Source organism: Acidithiobacillus ferriphilus (genome assembly GCF_028215975.1).
In the GTDB taxonomy this organism is placed as follows: Bacteria; Pseudomonadota; Gammaproteobacteria; order Acidithiobacillales; family Acidithiobacillaceae; genus Acidithiobacillus; species Acidithiobacillus ferriphilus.
The window spans coordinates 697,626-713,558 of record NZ_CP116458.1 but is presented as its reverse complement, the minus strand read 5'-3'; the positions used below and the strand labels follow the sequence as shown (position 1 = coordinate 713,558).

Genomic DNA, 15,933 nt, shown 5'->3' with positions numbered 1-15,933 from the left:
ACGATTCCTTAGATGGCTGTCTCGCCCCACACGCGTGCGAGGGCGGCCTGGATCTTCTTCTCGAAGCGGGCGATCAGTTCGCGATTGGCGGCGACCAGCGCTTGTTCGGCTTCGATCTCGGCGACGATGGCTTGCTGGGTGGCGAGGGGTGGGAGGGGGATTTGAATCGCAGACAGGATTCCCTGATTGAGATTTTTCATGGTGACACCAATCGCCTGCTCTTCAAGATACTGTTTCACCTTCGGCGAAGCGATCTGGAAGAAAGCGAAACGGGCAAGGCACTCGTCCTTGAGACGAATGACAAAACTACCAGTGCCACAAAGCCAGCCGTTCATTCTCGAAGTAACCACACCGCATCTTCCCATCTCGCCACGTCGGCCAATGACAATATCGTTTTCGCGGACGGTGAACTCCTTGAGTCGGTCTCGGGTGGCGGGTGAAACCATTTTCACACCGTCAGTGCTGATCGTTCCATCGACAATGTTTGCTGGATTGATGACGGGGATACCGTCATCAACGTAGTCGGTCTGGTGAAGAGCGCTGCCGAACGGGCCTGTAACGATGGCGTCGCAGACTTCGCCCAACTCCACCATCGGCCAGTCGGGGTGGATGGGGATGTAGGGGCGGTAGTGATCGAGGACGGCGCGAGCGCCGTTGATGACTTTTTGGTAGCCCTCGATCTCCGCCACGATCTCCTTTTGTACCGCCAGCGGCGGCAGGGGGATTTGGAGCTCGGAGAGAAAACTCCGCGTCACTCCACGAACACCGATTCCCTCCGCATTGCGCTCAACCACTTGAGCGATGTGATGGGCGGCGACACGGATGAACTCAGGTGCGAGGCGCTCATTGTCTTTCGATACAAGTGCCGTGAGGTCTTGATTGATGGCGTAGTCGTCGTTTGCGAATGCGAACTTCCCGACAGAGACGCGGGTGATGATGATGGTCGATCCTTTGGGAGCAACTCTTGTGGAAGTCGCTTCAACCGCCTTCTTGGAAATAAGTTCGTAAGCGGTGATGAGTCCGCATTCGTCGATGTGCTTTGATGAAATCCATTTCACCGTGCCGTTTGTCCAATACGACTCATCCTGTTTGGACGGAGTTGCACCGCCGATGAGATCGCACACTTCGCCAAGTGGGACGTTCGGAAAGAACGAAGCGCGTGCCGCCCCCTCCCGATACCGCTCGCCGCTGAGGTTGTAGTCGCCATTCGCGGCGATCTTTTCTTTCGGCACGATCTGGGCGGTGGACGTAAGGGCGAGAATGGTCTCGGTGGACGCATTGGCCCGTAGGGCTTGGAGGTAGCCAGCGAGTTCGGCTTGAACCTGCGGCAGGTCGTTCTTGTCGATGGCGCGGCGCTGGGCGCCGAGGCCGAAACCATCGTTCTCCACTTTGAAGAAGGCGATGGTGTCGCTTTGTTTGGCCAGCGATTTATCGAGGATGAGGATGGACGTCTTCACCCCGGAGTAGGGATTGAAGCAGCCCGCCGGAAGCGACACCACGGCGACGAGGGAATTCTCGACGAGCATCCTGCGCAGCTCTTTGTAGGCGGTCTGGCTCTGGAAGATGATGCCCTCTGGCACGATGATGCCGGCGCGCCCGCTGGGCGTGAGGTGCTCGGCCATGTAATCGACGAACAGCACTTCGCTGCGCTTGGCCTGGATGGAAAAGCGCTTGTGTGGCTTGATGCCGCCTTTCGGCGACATGAAGGGCGGGTTGGCGAGGATGACGTCGGCGAACTCGTTCCAGCGTTCCTCGGAGGTGAGGGTGTCGTATTCAAAAATGTGCGGATCGGTGAAGCCGTGCAGATACAGGTTCACCAGCGAGAGGCGCACCATGTCGGGCGAGATGTCGTAGCCCTTGAAGTTTTTGGCGAGGCGGCCCTTGTCGTCGGGCGTGAGCGTGCTGTGACCCTTGGCGTCGGTGTTGGCGCGCAGGATGTGCTTGTAGGCGGAGATGAGGAAGCCGGCGGTACCGCAGGCGGGGTCGAGAATGGTTTCGTTTTTCTGCGGGGCGAGGACCTCGACCATGAAGTCGATGATGTGGCGCGGGGTGCGGAACTGGCCGGCATCGCCCTGACTGCCCAAAACGCTGAGCAGATACTCGAAGGCGTCGCCGAGGCGCTCGCTGTGGTCGTAACTGAATTCGTCGATGATCTTGAGGAAGGCCTTGAGCGTCTCGGGGTCGCGGTACGGCAGGTAGGCGTTCTTGAAGATGTCGCGGAAGAGCGCGGGAATGCCGGGATTCTCTGGCATCTTGGCAATGCCTTCGCCGTAGAGGCCGAGCATTTCGTGACCGCCGAGGGAGGGCGCCATGAGCTTGGCCCAGCCGTAGCGGGCGTAGTCGCCGGTGAAGAACTTGCGCTTGCCGCCGAGCTCCTCGCTTTCGGCGTCCATGTCATCCATGAATTTGTAAATCAGCGCGATGGTGATTTGCTCGACCTGGGATTTGGGGTCGGGCACTTTGCCGACGAGAATGTCGCGGGCGGTGTCGATGCGGCGTTTGGTGTCGGTGTCGAGCATTATTTCAGGCGCTTCATGGTGGCGTCAGTCAGGAGGGTGCGCATCTGGGAGATGGCGATTTCGTTGAGCTTTTGCAGGCGCTCTGGCTGGGGCAGCCCCTGGCGGATGAGGACGGCGTTGAGGCTTTCCAGATTCGTCAGGACGACCAGTTGCTCCAGCGGCGCGTGGTCGCGGATGTTGCCCTCCGCATCGGGGTTGGCATCGCGCCATTGTTTGGCGGTCTGGCCAAAGAGGGCGACATTGAGTAAGTCCGCTTCGTTGGCATAGACCCGCGATGCCTGCGACTTGGTGATGGCAGGCGGGATGAGCGTCTCTCGGATGGCATCGGTGTGGATGCGGTAGTTGATCTTGGACAGGGTGCGCTGGAGATTCCACCCGAGCTTGAGCCGATCGTTCTCCTCGTCCTTGAGGCGCTGGAATTCCTTGATGAGGTAGAGTTTAAATTCCGGGCTGAGCCATGAGCCGAATTCAAAGGCAATGTCACGGTGGGCATACGTGCCGCCATAGCGGCCTGCACTTGCGACCAGCCCTTTGGCGCCAGTCAGTGCGATCAATTTCTTGGCTGACAGGAAGAAACTGTTCCGCCCAGCTTCATTTTTAATTCCCTCGAATTCGAGGGAATTAAAATCAGGGTTGTTAATTCGCTCCCACACGCCGAGAAACAGGACGGTATCCTTGTTTTTTAGCCATTGCTCAATCAGCGCACCGCCACCATCGAAGTTCCGCACCATGTCGGTAAGCGAAATGTAATCACCGTCCGGCCCCGAAAGGATGCCAATGGACGTTCCCTGAACCTCGATGGTGCTTTTCTTTGGTTTGATCATAGGGTTGGTCTCTCATATGGAGCGGTGCCAAACCCCTCGATTTCGAGGGGTTTAACTATGGCGAATTCGCCGCAATTAAAGCACTGCCTGGTTGGATTCATGGTTTAGGGTGCGAACTGGTTCAAGGAGACGTAGTCCTTGATGTATTCGGGGACGAGCGTGCGGTACTGCTGGGGCACGGCTCTGAAATCGTGGGTGGTGAAGTATGGGTTGGTCGCCAGATCGGTGAACTGCCTGCTGTCAATGATGTCGCGCACCCGGTTGCTGGTGACGTAGGCCTTGAAGTAGGTCTTGATGGCCGGGATGGCCGAGGGTGGCTCGGGCACGCGGTCGGCGACGAACTTGGAGAACTCTTCCTCCAACAACTCATCCTTGGACTTGAAGCGCGGGATGAGGCCGAAGACCTTTTCCAGGATTTCGCGCAGGGTCAGGCGGCGGTCCACGGCGGCGGCCTTGCGCAGCTTGTCGAGGGTGTAGTATTCCTCGGGCTTGTCGAAGACCTCGCGGTTGACGTAGTCGATGACGCGGTCCCACTGCCCGGCTTCAACGGCGGCGGCGACGGTGTCATTGGCGCGGACCACGTCTTCAAACTTCTCGAAGAACATGCGGTCGATCTTCATGCCTTCGCAACCGATGGTCTCTTCCTTGACCATCAAGACGATGTCGTCGCCGAGGTGCTCATAGGTGCCGCCCACGACCACCGGGCCTTGGCCGCCGCTGCCTTTGCCCTTGGGTGGCGGCAGCTTCAGCACTTCGTCGTAGTTGAAATCTTCCTCGAAGTATTCGCAGTTGGCGAAAAAGTCGAAGAGTTTGAACGCGGTCTTTATGGGCTGTTGCACGCCTTCCTTGATGGTGTCGTCGAAGAGCGCCGCGCGGAAGTCGTGCTTGCGTGTGCCGCGTCCCTTGATCTGGATGAAGTCGGTAGGCGAGAAGATCGGGCGGAACAGACCGATGTTGAGGATGTCGGTGCAGTCGTAGCCGGTGGTCATCATGCCAACGGTAACGCAGATGCGCGCCTTGCTGGTCTTGTAGGTGGGGATGAAGTTGCCGGAGCCGAGCAGGTTGTTGTTGGCGAAGTTGATGGCGAACTGCTGGGCGTCGGGTATCTGGGAGGTGACCTGCACGGCAAAGTCGGACTGGTACTTGGCCGGAAACATGCGGTCGGCCATCTGATTGAGTATCTGCGCCAGCTTGGCGGCGTGGTTCTGGCTGACGGCAAAGATGATCGACTTGCCGATTTCGCCGCTGACCGGATCGCGCAGCGCGTTTTCCAGAAACGTCTTGCACAGGAGCTGGTTGGTGGTGTCGGCGAAGAAACGTTTCTCGAACTCGCGCTGCTTGAAGGCCTGCTGCTGGTCTTCGCCGGTGTCATCGGTGAACGAGACGACGAAGCCCTCTTCGGAAAGCAGCGTGGTGGTGACCTCGGTGCGGGCATCCACCACGGTCGGGTTGATCAGGAAGCCTTCCTTCACGCCATCGAGCAGGGAGTAGCGAAAGGTCGGCTGACTGTTCTCGCAGCCGAAGGTGCGGTAGGTGTCGAGCAGCAGGCGTCGTTCGGCCTCGCGCGGGTCGCGGGTGCCGGGTTTTGCGCCGTCGAAGCGGCGCAGGTAATCGCGCGGCGTCGCCGTAAGGCCCAGCTTGTAGCCGATGAAGTAGTCGAACACGGCGCGGGCATTACCGCCGATCGAGCGGTGCGCTTCGTCGGAGATGACGAGATCGAAGTCGGTCGGCGAGAAGAGCTTCTGGTACTTGTTGTTGAAGAGCAAGGACTGCACGGTGGTCACGACCACCTCGGCGCGTCTCCAGTCGTCCCGGTTCTCTTTGTAGATCACGGTCTGATAGTCGGCCGACAGCACGTCATTAAAGGACTTCTTGGCCTGGTCCTCCAGCTCAAGACGATCAACCAGGAACAGTACGCGCCGCACGTTGCCCGAACGCAGAAACAGCTTGATTACGGCGGCGGCGGTGAGGGTCTTGCCGGTGCCGGTGGCCATCTCGAACAGGAAACGGTCTTTGCCATCGCCGACTGCGGTCTGAAGGCTGTGGATGGCCTTTAGCTGATACGGCCGGAGAAAGCGCAGCTTGTTGACCTGAATGTAGCCGGGGCGCTCCGCTTCGTTTTGCCAGGCGGCTTCGGCTGCGTAGTTCGGACGCTGGGTGCGAACGATATAGTCCTCGCCGACCTGCTCTTCGATCAGTCGCTGCGGATTGGGCGTGACCTTCTGGTAGCCGGTAACCGAGTCCGGCGTCGGAAACGAGGTGATGACGTAGGGGCTGCCGCGTTCGAGATCCCAGAAGTAGTGCAAGTTGCCGTTGGAAAGAATGACGAATCGGCAGTTCTGGGACTTGGCGTATTTGCGCGCCTGCTCTTTACCGACGAGCGGATTTTTGTCTTCGGCTTTAGCTTCGAGGACAAGCAGCGGAAAGCCTTTGGCATCGAGCAAGAGAAAGTCGACGAAGCCTTTTGTGCTCTTCTCGAAGTTGGCGCCGAGCGCGTCCAGGTCGGTTGACTTGATCGTGACACTGGGTTCGAGGCGAATGTTCGCGGGCGCGCTACCATCCGCGAAGAAACGCCAGTCAGCCGCTTCGAGCAGCTTGTTGATCTTGATACGGGCTGTGGCTTCCTTATCGGGCATTCAGGGTCCTATTCCAGCGATGGTGGTCGGGTGAGGATAAGGACGGAACTCTGTTCAGCGGCCATGCGGTTTCCCTTTCTATGGAGGACTGGGAGACCCTTGGGGCCGATCCCAGCGTACTCTTATGGGATCAGTATGCTGGACGGTCGGTCGGTCGGCAACTTGCCGCGCAATCAGTTCGGCACCTTCTGACCTGGGACTGAGGCATTGGCGACTGTAGCATCACACCGGCAGGCATGGCTGACGACCGTCGTATTTGCCGATATTGAGTCGCTCATCCTTGCACTCGGCGGCGAGGTCTTGGAACGCGAAGGCTCGCGGGTCAAGCTTGGGGTGCGCCCCATCATCGGTTTTCACGGAGAAACGGTCGTCGAACTGCGCGCCCAATTCATTGCCGCAGTGGATGATTACTTGGAAGATTGCGCAGCCCAAGGTATTTCTCCAGAGAAACCCGCCTCCGGAAACCTCATGCTCCGGGTGCCGCCGGAAGTCCATGGCGCGGTGCTCGTTGCCGCTCAAGCATCCGGGAAAAGTCTTAATCAGTGGGCGGCGGAGGTTCTGAAAAATGCAGCGAGCTGCTGACTGGGGGGTAAGAACTTTTGTGTAAATGGTCATTTGGCAGGAAACCGCCGTCCTGCGCAATCATGACATTTCATAACCATTTGATTTAATTGGTCGGGGCGAGAGGATTTGAACCTCCGACCACCTGAACCCCATTCAGGTGCGCTACCAGGCTGCGCTACGCCCCGCGAAGCCGGTAATATACTGTTGAAACCTGACTCTGGTCAATGCCCATGACGGCACAAATTCAGTAGTGCCGACAACTCTGCACGTAAATATTGTAGACGACCATCACCCACCACCCTGATCTGACCTGGGGAATCGGCCACTTCCAGCTCTAACCGCGTCTGTTCTTCTAAATGTTCCTGGCGTGCCGCATGCGTTAAGACCTGCATCCGCTCGCGGGCACCATGAATGGTATATCCCTCACCATAGAGCAGCAGACGAATCTGCCGGGCCAGCAGCAAATCATGACTTTGATAGTAGCGCCGATTACCCTTTCTTTTTAAGGGACTAAGTTGTGGAAACTCCTGCTCCCAGTAGCGTAGCACATGCGCTTTCACCCCGCAGAGCAGGGCGGCCTCGCTAATCGAGAAATACCGCTTCTCGGGTATCTCGGGGAGTGGTGCGAGGTCTTTGCCCGCCTTTCCCTTAGCCGTTGTCTGGTGCGCTACCATTCACGTAGGCTTTGAGTTTTTGACTCGGATGGAAAGTCACCACGCGCCGTGCCGTAATGGTAATCTCCACGCCTGTCTTGGGGTTACGGCCGGGACGAGGATTTTTGTCGCGCAATGTAAAATTGCCAAAGCCGGACAGCTTCACTTCTTCACCCCGCGCCAAATTCTCACGAATGCCATCAAACAAGGCTTCAACAATACCTTTGGCTTCCCGCTTGTTAAGACCCATACTCTCGAACAGCATATCCACGATTTCTGCTTTAGTCACCGCCATATTATTCTCCCTATGCCCTGAGTCCGATGGAACCGAGTCGCCGCACGGCAACCAGCAACCGATCCATTTCTGCTTGTACATCTGCGTCAGTCAGCGTCCGCTCAGCATCTTGCAAGAGCAGCGCAAAGGCCAAACTGTATGTCCCCATCTTCAAAGAAGCGCCCTGATACCGATCAAAAATCGTAATTTCCTTAACAATGCCCGATGCGTTTAGCCGCATGACGTTCAACACTGTCCCTGCCGGAATATCATCCGGGATCACTAAAGCCATATCCCGCCGCAACGCTGGGAAAGGCGACAGCGGCCTGAACCGGGAGACATTCACCAGACCATCCAAGCATTCTATATCCAAATAGAAGAAAAACGGCGATTTGTCCAGGTCACACTCTGCCGCAAGCGTCGGATGTAGCGCACCGAGCATACCCACCCGCTGATCTGCCACCCAAATTTCTGCGGCCTGTCCCGGATGCAAAGCCGGATGATCCGTCAGCGGCCGGAAAGAAAACTCCGTCTCCGGCCACAGCGCAAGCAAAGCACTCACATCCCCCTTCAAGTCGTAGAAATCGGCCGCACGCTGTGGCTGCGCCCAACTTTCCCGGTCGGCTGCGCCGACCATACAACCGCCCAGGACAAGGCGCTGGCCATTCGCAGAAAACACCCGCCCCAATTCAAAAATTCGCACCCGATCCTGCTGCCGCTTCACATTGAACTGGAGCGCTTGCATCAGGCCCGGCCAGAGACTGGCACGCATGACGGCCAAATCCGTAGACAGGGGATTGAGCAGGGCCGGCGCGTCAGCATTCGGGGTAAAAACATCCTGCGCCTGACGGGAAATAAAACTGTAGGTGATCACCTCATGATAATCACGCGCTTGCAGGATGCCACGTAAAGTAGCCGGTTGTGGCCCTCTCGCCATAGCCAAGGGCTGCAGGGTGCCCACTGGTCGATGGACAGGCAATCGCTCATAGCCGTATATCCGGCCCACCTCCTCGATCAAGTCTGCCTCGATGTGCAGATCAAAGCGGTGGCTGGGGGAAATCGCCTGCCAACCATCGGGAATTTCACTAACGCGCAGCCCCAGACGGGTCAGCGCTGTCTCGACCACGGTATCCTCATAATCCATACCCAGAATGCGCGTCAGTCGCGCCCGACGCAACGTAATCGGAGCATGCTCCGGTAACTGGCCGAGCACCGTATGGGACCACGTTTCCCGTAAATCGGCTTTGCCCAGGGTGGCCAGTCGTGTCAGGACGGTCGCGGCCACCGCTGGCGCCAGCGCAAAATCAACACCGCGCTCGAAGCGCATGGCGGCATCTGTCTGTAAACCCAGACGGCGCGCACGGCCTTGAATAACCTTAGGCTGAAAAAAAGCAGACTCCAGAACAATGGATTGGGTCTGTGCTGATACGGCAGTACGCCGCCCACCAATAACGCCCGCCAGAGCCACCGGACCGGCACGGTCAGCGATTACCAGCATATCGGATGCCAGCGGCAAATCCCGGCCATCCAGTGCGTCGAGAACCTCGCCATCCTGCGCCCAGCGTATGCTGAGTTCTCCTTGCAAAGTTTTCGCATCAAAGGCGTGCAGCGGCTGTCCGGTTTCGAGCATGTACAGATTCAATAGATCAACTACCGGATGGATACAGCGCTGTCCAGCACGCCGCAAGCGTTCATGCAGACGATCCGGCAAACGTTGCGGTACACCATCTATCCACAACGCAGTATAAGAGGGGCAGGCACCCTGCGCCGCTGTCGCAATATGCACGGAAAAATCATCTGGCGTTGACGCCCCCCCGGGGCCAAAGGTCATCCAGGAACATTCCGCCATCGCTTCCACAGGATTGCGCAGTGTGCCCGCACCGAGTGCGCATAAGTCTCTCGCCACGCCTAGCACGGAAAGCGCATCACCACGGTTTGGCGTTATTCCCAAGGTCAGCACCTGGTCGTCCAAACCCAGATGGTCACGCAAGTCGGCACCGATAGGTGCATCTGCATCCAAAATCAACAACCCGCTGCTGCCGTCGTCCAGCCCCAACTCAGCCGCGGCGCAAAGCATCCCCTCCGAGGTGATGCCGCGCAGTGCCGAAATAACAATATCGCGACCGCCAGGCAAGCCGGCACCGGGCATCGCCAAGGGTACCCGCTGCCCCACTGTCAGGTTATCCGCTCCACAGACAATGGTACGCAATCGTCCATCGCCCACATCCACCTGCGCCACCCGTAGCTTGTCCGCTGCCGGATGGGCTGCAACAGATTGAACGGCAGCCACGACCACACCATGAAAAGCCGGTGCGGCGTCCTCGACGGCCTCCACCTCAATGCCGCCCATGGTCAGTCGCTGGGCAATTTCCTCCGTATCCCAGGAGGTGTCCAATAATTCACGAAGCCACTGAATGCTGACGCGCATGATGGGTCCTCAGGAAAACTGTTTGAGGAAGCGCAGATCATTCTCGAAGAAGAGACGCAGATCATTCACTCCATAACGCAGCATGGTAAGACGCTCAACGCCCATCCCAAAGGCAAAGCCACTGAAGCGCTCGCCATCGACGCCAGCGCCAGCCAGCACCGCCGGATGCACCATTCCGCAGCCCAACACCTCCAGCCAACCAGTCTGCTTGCAGACCCGGCAGCCGGAGCCGCCACAGATGAGGCAACCTATATCAATTTCGGCAGAAGGCTCCGTGAAGGGAAAGTAGGATGGACGGAAGCGTAGCGGGAGATCGGGTTTTTCAAAAAACTCCTGGAGAAAGTCTGTTAATAAACCACGCAAGTCGGCGAAACTGGCGTGCTCGTCAAGCAACAGACCCTCGACTTGATGAAACATCGGCGTGTGGGTGATATCGGAGTCGCGCCGGTACACTCGACCAGTGGCGATCATACGTAGCGGGGGCTGGTGCATTTCAAGAAAGCGAATCTGAACCGTCGAGGTTTGCGTACGCAAGAGACGCATCGCATCCAGATAAAAGGTATCATGCATCGCACGCGCAGGATGATCTTCCGGAATATTGAGCGCAGAAAAATTATGGTAATCGTCCTCTATTTCGGGACCATCGCTGGTTTCAAAACCCAGCCTGGAGAAATAATGCTCGATCCACTCCAGAGTCTGCCGAATAGGATGGGTAGACCCACCAGCCACACGCCGCCCCGGCAGGGTCACATCCAGTCGCTCTTGCTGCAGGCGTGCCTGTATGACCGCCCTTTCGAGTTGTCCTTTGCGCTCCTGCAAAAGCAATTGCACTTCGAGCTTACGCTCGTTGAGCAACTGCCCGGCTTCCCGCCGCGCCTCTGGCGATAATTGCCCGAGCTGTTGCATGGCCTGGGTGATAACACCCTTCTTACCGAGCCATTGAAGGCGAATCTGTTCCAGGGTATTCAAGTCGGCGGCTGCCGCAATCTCTCGGGCGGCCGTCGCGACGGGGGCCATGGATTGCAAAAACATCGCCACAGCCTCCGCCACCGTCAGGCTGCCAACTGACCTTTGACCACCTCGACGAGACGGGAGAATGCCGCCTTGTCACGCACGGCGATATCCGCCAGAACCTTGCGATCCAACTGGATACCCGCGCGCAACAGGCCGTTCATGAACCGACTATAGGTCACCCCCTCAGAACGCGCCGCCGCGTTGATACGCACGATCCACAAACTACGGAAATCACGCTTCTTGGTCCGGCGATCGCGATACTCATAAGTCAGAGCCTTCATCACCGCCTGATGGGCAATGCGATAATTGCTCTTGCGCTGACCACGGAAGCCCTTGGCACGAGCCAGAACTTTCTTGTGGCGGGCGTGGGCGGTTACGCCACGTTTTACTCTAGACATGGTACTGTTCCTCTATCATCAACCGTAAGGAAGCATACGCCGCAATGCGGCCTGATCGCTACCTGAAGTAACCAAAGTATGGCGCAAATGGCGCTTCCGTTTGGTCGTCTTACTCGTCAGTATGTGATTCAGAAAAGCCTGACGATGCTTAAATTTACCGGAGCCGGTACGCTTAAAGCGCTTAGCCGCCCCACGATTGGTTTTCATTTTTGGCACGATGGTCTCCTATTTTTTCCGCGGCGCGACAATCATCACCATTTGTCGCCCTTCCATGCGTGGCCGTTGTTCAACCACACCCACTTCCGTTAAATCCTTTTCTACCCGGTTGAGCACTTCCATGCCCAATTCGGGATGCGACATTTCACGACCGCGAAAGCGCAACGTAATTTTCGCGCGATCTCCGTCTTCAATAAAACGCAGAATATTACGCAGTTTGATCTGATAATCGGCATCATCTGTACGCGGGCGAAACTTTACTTCCTTCACCTGCGTCTGTTTCTGCCGACGTTTTGCGTCATGCTGGCGTTTGCTCTCCTGAAAACGAAACTTTCCGTAGTCCATAATCCGGCATACGGGAGGATCGGCTTGCGGGGCGATCTCGACAAGATCCAGTTCAACCTCTTCTGCAGCAGCGATAGCCTCCATGAAGGATAACACACCTAACTGTTCCCCCTCGACACCTATCAACCGGACCCGCGCTGCGGTAATTTCCCGATTGATATTCACTTCTTTCTCTGTCGCGATTGCCTTATCCTCCTCGCTAGCCTTGCCACTCCAGGGTGTTCAGCCGCTCCCGATCCATCTTCTGCAGAGCGACGCCCACGGCGTCTATGGTCAGGGCACCGAGATCCTGGCCATCCCGATCCCGCACCGCCACCGTATCCGCTGCTTTTTCCCGTTCCCCAACCACCAGCAGATAGGGCACGCGGCGCAAAGTCTGGGCGCGTATCTTATAACCTATCTTCTCGTTTCTCAAGTCCGTTTCCGCACGGATGCCGCGCTTCACCAAGGCATCGCTTACCGATATGGCATATGCCGCGTAATGCTCGCTGATGGGCAACACTACGGCCTGCACCGGAGCGAGCCAAAGTGGAAATTTACCTTCGTAATGCTCAATCAACACACCGAAGAAACGCTCGATAGAGCCGAAGATGGCGCGATGTACCATGATCGGCACCTTACGCGCACCGTCTTCCGCCACATATTCCATGGCAAAGCGCTCCGGCAGGTTGAAATCCAGCTGCACTGTACTGCACTGCCACTTGCGACCAATAGCGTCCTGGATTTTCAGATCAATTTTTGGACCATAAAATGCGCCACCGCCTTCATCTACTTGATAGGCCAGGCCGGCACGCTCCAAGGCGTTGCGCAGCGCCTGGGTAGCCGCATCCCAAATCTCGTCACTGCCCACCGAATGCTCGGGGCGGGTGGACAAGTTTATTTCGTATTGGCTGAAACCGAAGGTGCCGAGAATTTTCTGGACCAGCGCCAACACGCCGAGAATTTCCGCCTCTATCTGATCGGGTCGACAAAAAACATGGGCATCATCTTGGGTAAAGCCGCGCACGCGCATCAGGCCATGTAAAGCACCAGACATTTCATGGCGGTAGACCGTACCCAACTCGGCCCAGCGAATGGGGAAATCGCGGTAGGAATGCAGCTTGTCTTTGTAAATCAGAATGTGGAAAGGGCAATTCATGGGCTTGAGCTGGTACGGCTGGCCTTCGTCCTGCATCGGATCGAACATGGACTCGGCGTAAAAGTCCTTGTGTCCGGAGGTGAACCACAACTGCTCGTGGGCAATATGCGGCGTGTAGAGCAGTTCGTAACCCGCCTCGATGTGAGCGCTACGCCAGAAATCTTCAATGACCCGGCGTACCCGCGCGCCACTGGGGTGCCAGAATACCAGCCCACCACCAGCATCTTCCTGAATAGAAAAAAGATCTAATTCGGTGCCGATGCGCCGATGATCGCGTTTCTCGGCTTCCGCAAGCTGCTGCAGGTAAGCATCCAGATCTTTTTGCTGTGCCCAGGCAGTGCCATAAATGCGCTGCAACATGGGATTACGCGAATCACCACGCCAGTAGGCACCCGCTACCCGCTGCAATTTGAATGCTCCCAAAGAGCCCGTCGACGGCACATGAGGACCACGACACAAGTCCACAAAATCTCCCTGCCGGTACAGGCTCAGGGATTCACCTTCGGGAATAGCGCGGACAATTTCGACTTTGTAGTCTTCGCCCATCTTTTCAAACAGGGCGATGGCGTCTTCGCGGGATAGCAACTCACGGTGCACCGGCAGATTTTCCTTAACCAGCGCGCGCATCCGCTCTTCAATGGCTTCGAGATCCTCTGGGGTAAAGCCGCGCTCAAAGGCGAAATCGTAGTAAAAACCGTTGGCAATGACCGGCCCGATGGTTACCTGAGCTTCCGGATAGAGCGACTGCACCGCCTGAGCCATCAGATGCGCGGTCGAATGGCGGATCACTTCCAGGCCGTCAGCGCTCTCACGCGTAACGATCGCCACTTCAGCATCCTGATCCAGCATCGTCGAGAGGTCTTTGAGTCTGCCATTGACCCGCATGGCCACTGCGGCCTTAGCCAGACCGCTGCCGATCGCATGCGCCAGCGCCAGCCCGCTTACGGGCTCCGGGAACTGACGATGGCTACCGTCCGGCAACAGGATATCGGGCATGCTTCCTCCAAAGAAAAAGCACCAGTGAGCATTGCCCCTCTGGTGCGGGATTTGGTAGGCACGGGCGGTTTCGAACCGCCGACCTCTACCGTGTCAAGGTAGCGCTCTCCCCCTGAGCTACGCGCCTGCAGCCGGTGAATGTACCGACTAGCAGGCCACACGTCAAGATCTACGCAATATCGGTCGTACATTAAAACGCCAGATAAAGCCCGGAATCGCAAAAACGGCGAACATGCACAAGGCAACCGCATAAAACTCCCAACCCTGATCGTGAATTCGACCATCCAGGTTATACTCTATGCTTGTACCGATGACGCCGACGATGACGTACATTACCAGCCACTCGAGCAGGTACCATTGCAACGCTTTTCCATTGGCCGTGGCGCGAAAAAAGAACAGGCGATCACTCAACCACGGCAGATTAGCTGCGATAAAAGCCAGTGCGATATAGGCTAGCGCCCAGTCTTGCATACTCATCAAATCACTCCCTGCATGGCATAGAAACAAAAGGCCATCAGCGGCCCCGGCAGGATGCCGAGCACCAACAGCGCCAGACTGTTGATGCTTAATGCGGTACTCGCCAGATCATCACGCACGATAACCCCTGCCTCGGCATCGGTGTGGTCAAAGTACATCACTTTGACCACACGCAGATAATAAAATGCTCCGATCACCGCCAGCAGTACGCCGATCACCGCGAGCCAGACATATCCGGCGGTAATGACGGCCTGAAACACCGCCAGCTTGGCATAAAAACCCACCGTTGGTGGCACCCCCGCCATGGAAAACATGATGATCAGCATCATGAAGGCATACCAGGGTTTGCGCTGGGCGAGACCTTTGAAATCATCAATGCGTTCCGCCTCAAAGCCTACCCGGCTGAGTAACAAGATCATGCCAAAGCCCGCCAAGGACATCAGCACATAGACGACCGTATAGAAGAACGCGCTGGCCAGTCCGGTCTCGGTACCTGCGACAATGCCCAGGGACAGGAATCCGACATGAGCGACGGTGGAATACGCCAGCATCCGCTTAATATTCTGCTGGGCAATAGCGATCACATTACCGACCACCAGGGATACCAGGGTCAGCGCGACAAAAATCTGCTGCCAGGATCCCAGCATTCCGTAGCCACCATCTACCAGCAGACGAATGATCAAGGCAAAAGCACCAATTTTTGGTGCCGAGGCGAGGAAGGCGGTTATCACCGTGGGCGCCCCCTGATAGACGTCAGGCAACCACATATGAAAGGGCGCCGCACCCAGTTTGAAGGCAATACCAGCGACAATAAATACGATAGCGAAGACCAGTACCAGGTTACTTGCGGTCACATTCACCAACGCGTCGGCAATATTCCGCACGTCCAGGGTCCCGGTCAGCCCGTAGAGGAGGGACATACCGTAGAGCAGCAATCCGGAGGCCAGAGCGCCCAGTACGAAGTACTTCAGGCCAGCTTCCGTCGCTACCACACTATCACGATAAAAGGCGACCAAGGCATACTGACTGAGGGCCAACAGCTCCAGTCCGAGGTAAATGCTCAGCAGACTACCACCGGAGGCCATTACCATAATGCCCAGTAGCGCAAAAAGCAGCAGCACGAACACTTCGCCACGGTAAATACCACGATCCACGAGGTAGCGCTTGGAGTAAAGCACTACCATCAGCACGGCAAGATAACTGAACAACTCGGCGACATTGGTGAATGGATCGAGAACAAAGAGACCGGCAAAGGCCATACCGCTTTGCCCCATTTCAAAAATGGTCAGCACCGCGGCACCGATCAGGGTCAGCACCGTCAGCACTGCCGCCAGATCACGCAGACGGTCGCCCCAGAACAAGTCCGCCAGCAACACAATGCAGGCCATGGTCAATACCCAGATTTCCGGTATGGCGAAAGTCCAGTGCATAAGGAATGAATTCATAGGCAA

Annotated in this window: 14 protein-coding genes and 2 tRNA genes; 1 reads left to right on the top strand and 15 read right to left on the bottom strand. The window is 57.1% G+C overall.

Going from position 1 to position 15,933, the window contains the following annotated elements; all coding sequences use genetic code 11:
• Positions 1-8 precede the first annotated feature (8 nt).
• From PJU76_RS03475 to PJU76_RS03465, 3 genes are all read right to left on the bottom strand, one after another.
• Entirely contained in the window at positions 9-2,519 is a 2,511-nt protein-coding gene (locus PJU76_RS03475; protein WP_271780491.1) for an N-6 DNA methylase, read from the bottom strand.
• Entirely contained in the window at positions 2,519-3,343 is an 825-nt protein-coding gene (locus tag PJU76_RS03470; protein WP_271780490.1) for a KilA-N domain-containing protein, read from the bottom strand. The genes PJU76_RS03475 and PJU76_RS03470 overlap by 1 nt, the downstream gene beginning before the upstream one ends.
• A gap of 104 nt (positions 3,344-3,447) precedes the next feature.
• Positions 3,448-5,979 (bottom strand): DEAD/DEAH box helicase family protein, encoded by a 2,532-nt coding sequence (locus PJU76_RS03465; RefSeq protein WP_271780489.1) that lies wholly within the window; start codon positions 5,977-5,979, stop codon positions 3,448-3,450.
• Positions 5,980-6,186: 207 nt separating this feature from the next.
• Between PJU76_RS03465 and PJU76_RS03460 the strand changes: the two genes are divergently transcribed.
• Entirely contained in the window at positions 6,187-6,561 is a 375-nt protein-coding gene (locus PJU76_RS03460) for a type II toxin-antitoxin system HicB family antitoxin (RefSeq protein WP_271780488.1), read from the top strand.
• A gap of 90 nt (positions 6,562-6,651) precedes the next feature.
• Here the strand turns inward: PJU76_RS03460 and PJU76_RS03455 are convergent.
• The 12 genes from PJU76_RS03455 to nuoN form a co-directional block, all read right to left on the bottom strand.
• A tRNA-Pro gene (locus PJU76_RS03455) sits at positions 6,652-6,728 on the bottom strand.
• A gap of 36 nt (positions 6,729-6,764) precedes the next feature.
• Positions 6,765-7,217: a MerR family transcriptional regulator gene (locus tag PJU76_RS03450; RefSeq protein ID WP_064219268.1), complete on the bottom strand. Its 453-nt coding sequence runs from the start codon at positions 7,215-7,217 to the stop codon at positions 6,765-6,767.
• Positions 7,192-7,491 (bottom strand): integration host factor subunit alpha, encoded by a 300-nt coding sequence (locus tag PJU76_RS03445; protein ID WP_064219267.1) that lies wholly within the window; start codon positions 7,489-7,491, stop codon positions 7,192-7,194. The genes PJU76_RS03450 and PJU76_RS03445 overlap by 26 nt, the downstream gene beginning before the upstream one ends.
• 10 nt (positions 7,492-7,501) lie before the next feature.
• Positions 7,502-9,898 (bottom strand): phenylalanine--tRNA ligase subunit beta, encoded by a 2,397-nt coding sequence (gene pheT / locus PJU76_RS03440; RefSeq protein WP_271780487.1) that lies wholly within the window; start codon positions 9,896-9,898, stop codon positions 7,502-7,504.
• A 9-nt stretch (positions 9,899-9,907) separates the two neighbouring features.
• The gene (locus PJU76_RS03435) at positions 9,908-10,930 is read right to left on the bottom strand and encodes a phenylalanine--tRNA ligase subunit alpha (RefSeq protein WP_271780486.1); all 1,023 of its coding nucleotides are present in this window, start codon (positions 10,928-10,930) and stop codon (positions 9,908-9,910) included.
• A 20-nt stretch (positions 10,931-10,950) separates the two neighbouring features.
• Positions 10,951-11,310: a 50S ribosomal protein L20 gene (gene rplT, locus PJU76_RS03430; protein ID WP_012537291.1), complete on the bottom strand. Its 360-nt coding sequence runs from the start codon at positions 11,308-11,310 to the stop codon at positions 10,951-10,953.
• A gap of 18 nt (positions 11,311-11,328) precedes the next feature.
• Positions 11,329-11,526 carry a 50S ribosomal protein L35 gene (gene rpmI, locus PJU76_RS03425; protein ID WP_064219264.1) on the bottom strand — a complete coding sequence of 66 codons (198 nt, stop codon included), beginning with the start codon at positions 11,524-11,526 and terminating at the stop codon, positions 11,329-11,331.
• A 9-nt stretch (positions 11,527-11,535) separates the two neighbouring features.
• Entirely contained in the window at positions 11,536-12,036 is a 501-nt protein-coding gene (infC, locus tag PJU76_RS03420) for a translation initiation factor IF-3 (protein ID WP_035191398.1), read from the bottom strand.
• Between the two features lie 34 nt (positions 12,037-12,070).
• Positions 12,071-14,005 (bottom strand): threonine--tRNA ligase, encoded by a 1,935-nt coding sequence (gene thrS, locus PJU76_RS03415; RefSeq protein ID WP_064219263.1) that lies wholly within the window; start codon positions 14,003-14,005, stop codon positions 12,071-12,073.
• 52 nt (positions 14,006-14,057) lie between these two features.
• Positions 14,058-14,132, bottom strand: a tRNA-Val gene (locus PJU76_RS03410).
• A 35-nt stretch (positions 14,133-14,167) separates the two neighbouring features.
• On the bottom strand, positions 14,168-14,482 hold the full coding sequence (locus tag PJU76_RS03405; RefSeq protein ID WP_064219262.1) for a DUF2818 family protein: 315 nt from the start codon (positions 14,480-14,482) through the stop codon (positions 14,168-14,170).
• Positions 14,482-15,927, bottom strand: coding sequence for an NADH-quinone oxidoreductase subunit NuoN (gene nuoN, locus PJU76_RS03400; protein WP_271780485.1), 1,446 nt, complete (start codon positions 15,925-15,927; stop codon positions 14,482-14,484). The genes PJU76_RS03405 and nuoN overlap by 1 nt, the downstream gene beginning before the upstream one ends.
• Positions 15,928-15,933 lie beyond the last annotated feature (6 nt).

Bases quoted from the DNA above. Each gene is read 5' to 3' on its own strand.
- PJU76_RS03475 (WP_271780491.1), bottom strand. From the start codon at position 2,519: ATGCTCGACACCGACACCAAACGCCGCATCGACACCGCCCGCGACATT.
- PJU76_RS03470 (WP_271780490.1), bottom strand. From the start codon at position 3,343: ATGATCAAACCAAAGAAAAGCACCATCGAGGTTCAGGGAACGTCCATT.
- PJU76_RS03465 (WP_271780489.1), bottom strand. From the start codon at position 5,979: ATGCCCGATAAGGAAGCCACAGCCCGTATCAAGATCAACAAGCTGCTC.
- PJU76_RS03450 (WP_064219268.1), bottom strand. From the start codon at position 7,217: ATGGTAGCGCACCAGACAACGGCTAAGGGAAAGGCGGGCAAAGACCTC.
- PJU76_RS03445 (WP_064219267.1), bottom strand. From the start codon at position 7,491: ATGGCGGTGACTAAAGCAGAAATCGTGGATATGCTGTTCGAGAGTATG.
- pheT (WP_271780487.1), bottom strand. From the start codon at position 9,898: ATGCGCGTCAGCATTCAGTGGCTTCGTGAATTATTGGACACCTCCTGG.
- PJU76_RS03435 (WP_271780486.1), bottom strand. From the start codon at position 10,930: ATGTTTTTGCAATCCATGGCCCCCGTCGCGACGGCCGCCCGAGAGATT.
- rplT (WP_012537291.1), bottom strand. From the start codon at position 11,310: ATGTCTAGAGTAAAACGTGGCGTAACCGCCCACGCCCGCCACAAGAAA.
- thrS (WP_064219263.1), bottom strand. From the start codon at position 14,005: ATGCCCGATATCCTGTTGCCGGACGGTAGCCATCGTCAGTTCCCGGAG.
- PJU76_RS03405 (WP_064219262.1), bottom strand. From the start codon at position 14,482: ATGAGTATGCAAGACTGGGCGCTAGCCTATATCGCACTGGCTTTTATC.
- nuoN (WP_271780485.1), bottom strand. From the start codon at position 15,927: ATGAATTCATTCCTTATGCACTGGACTTTCGCCATACCGGAAATCTGG.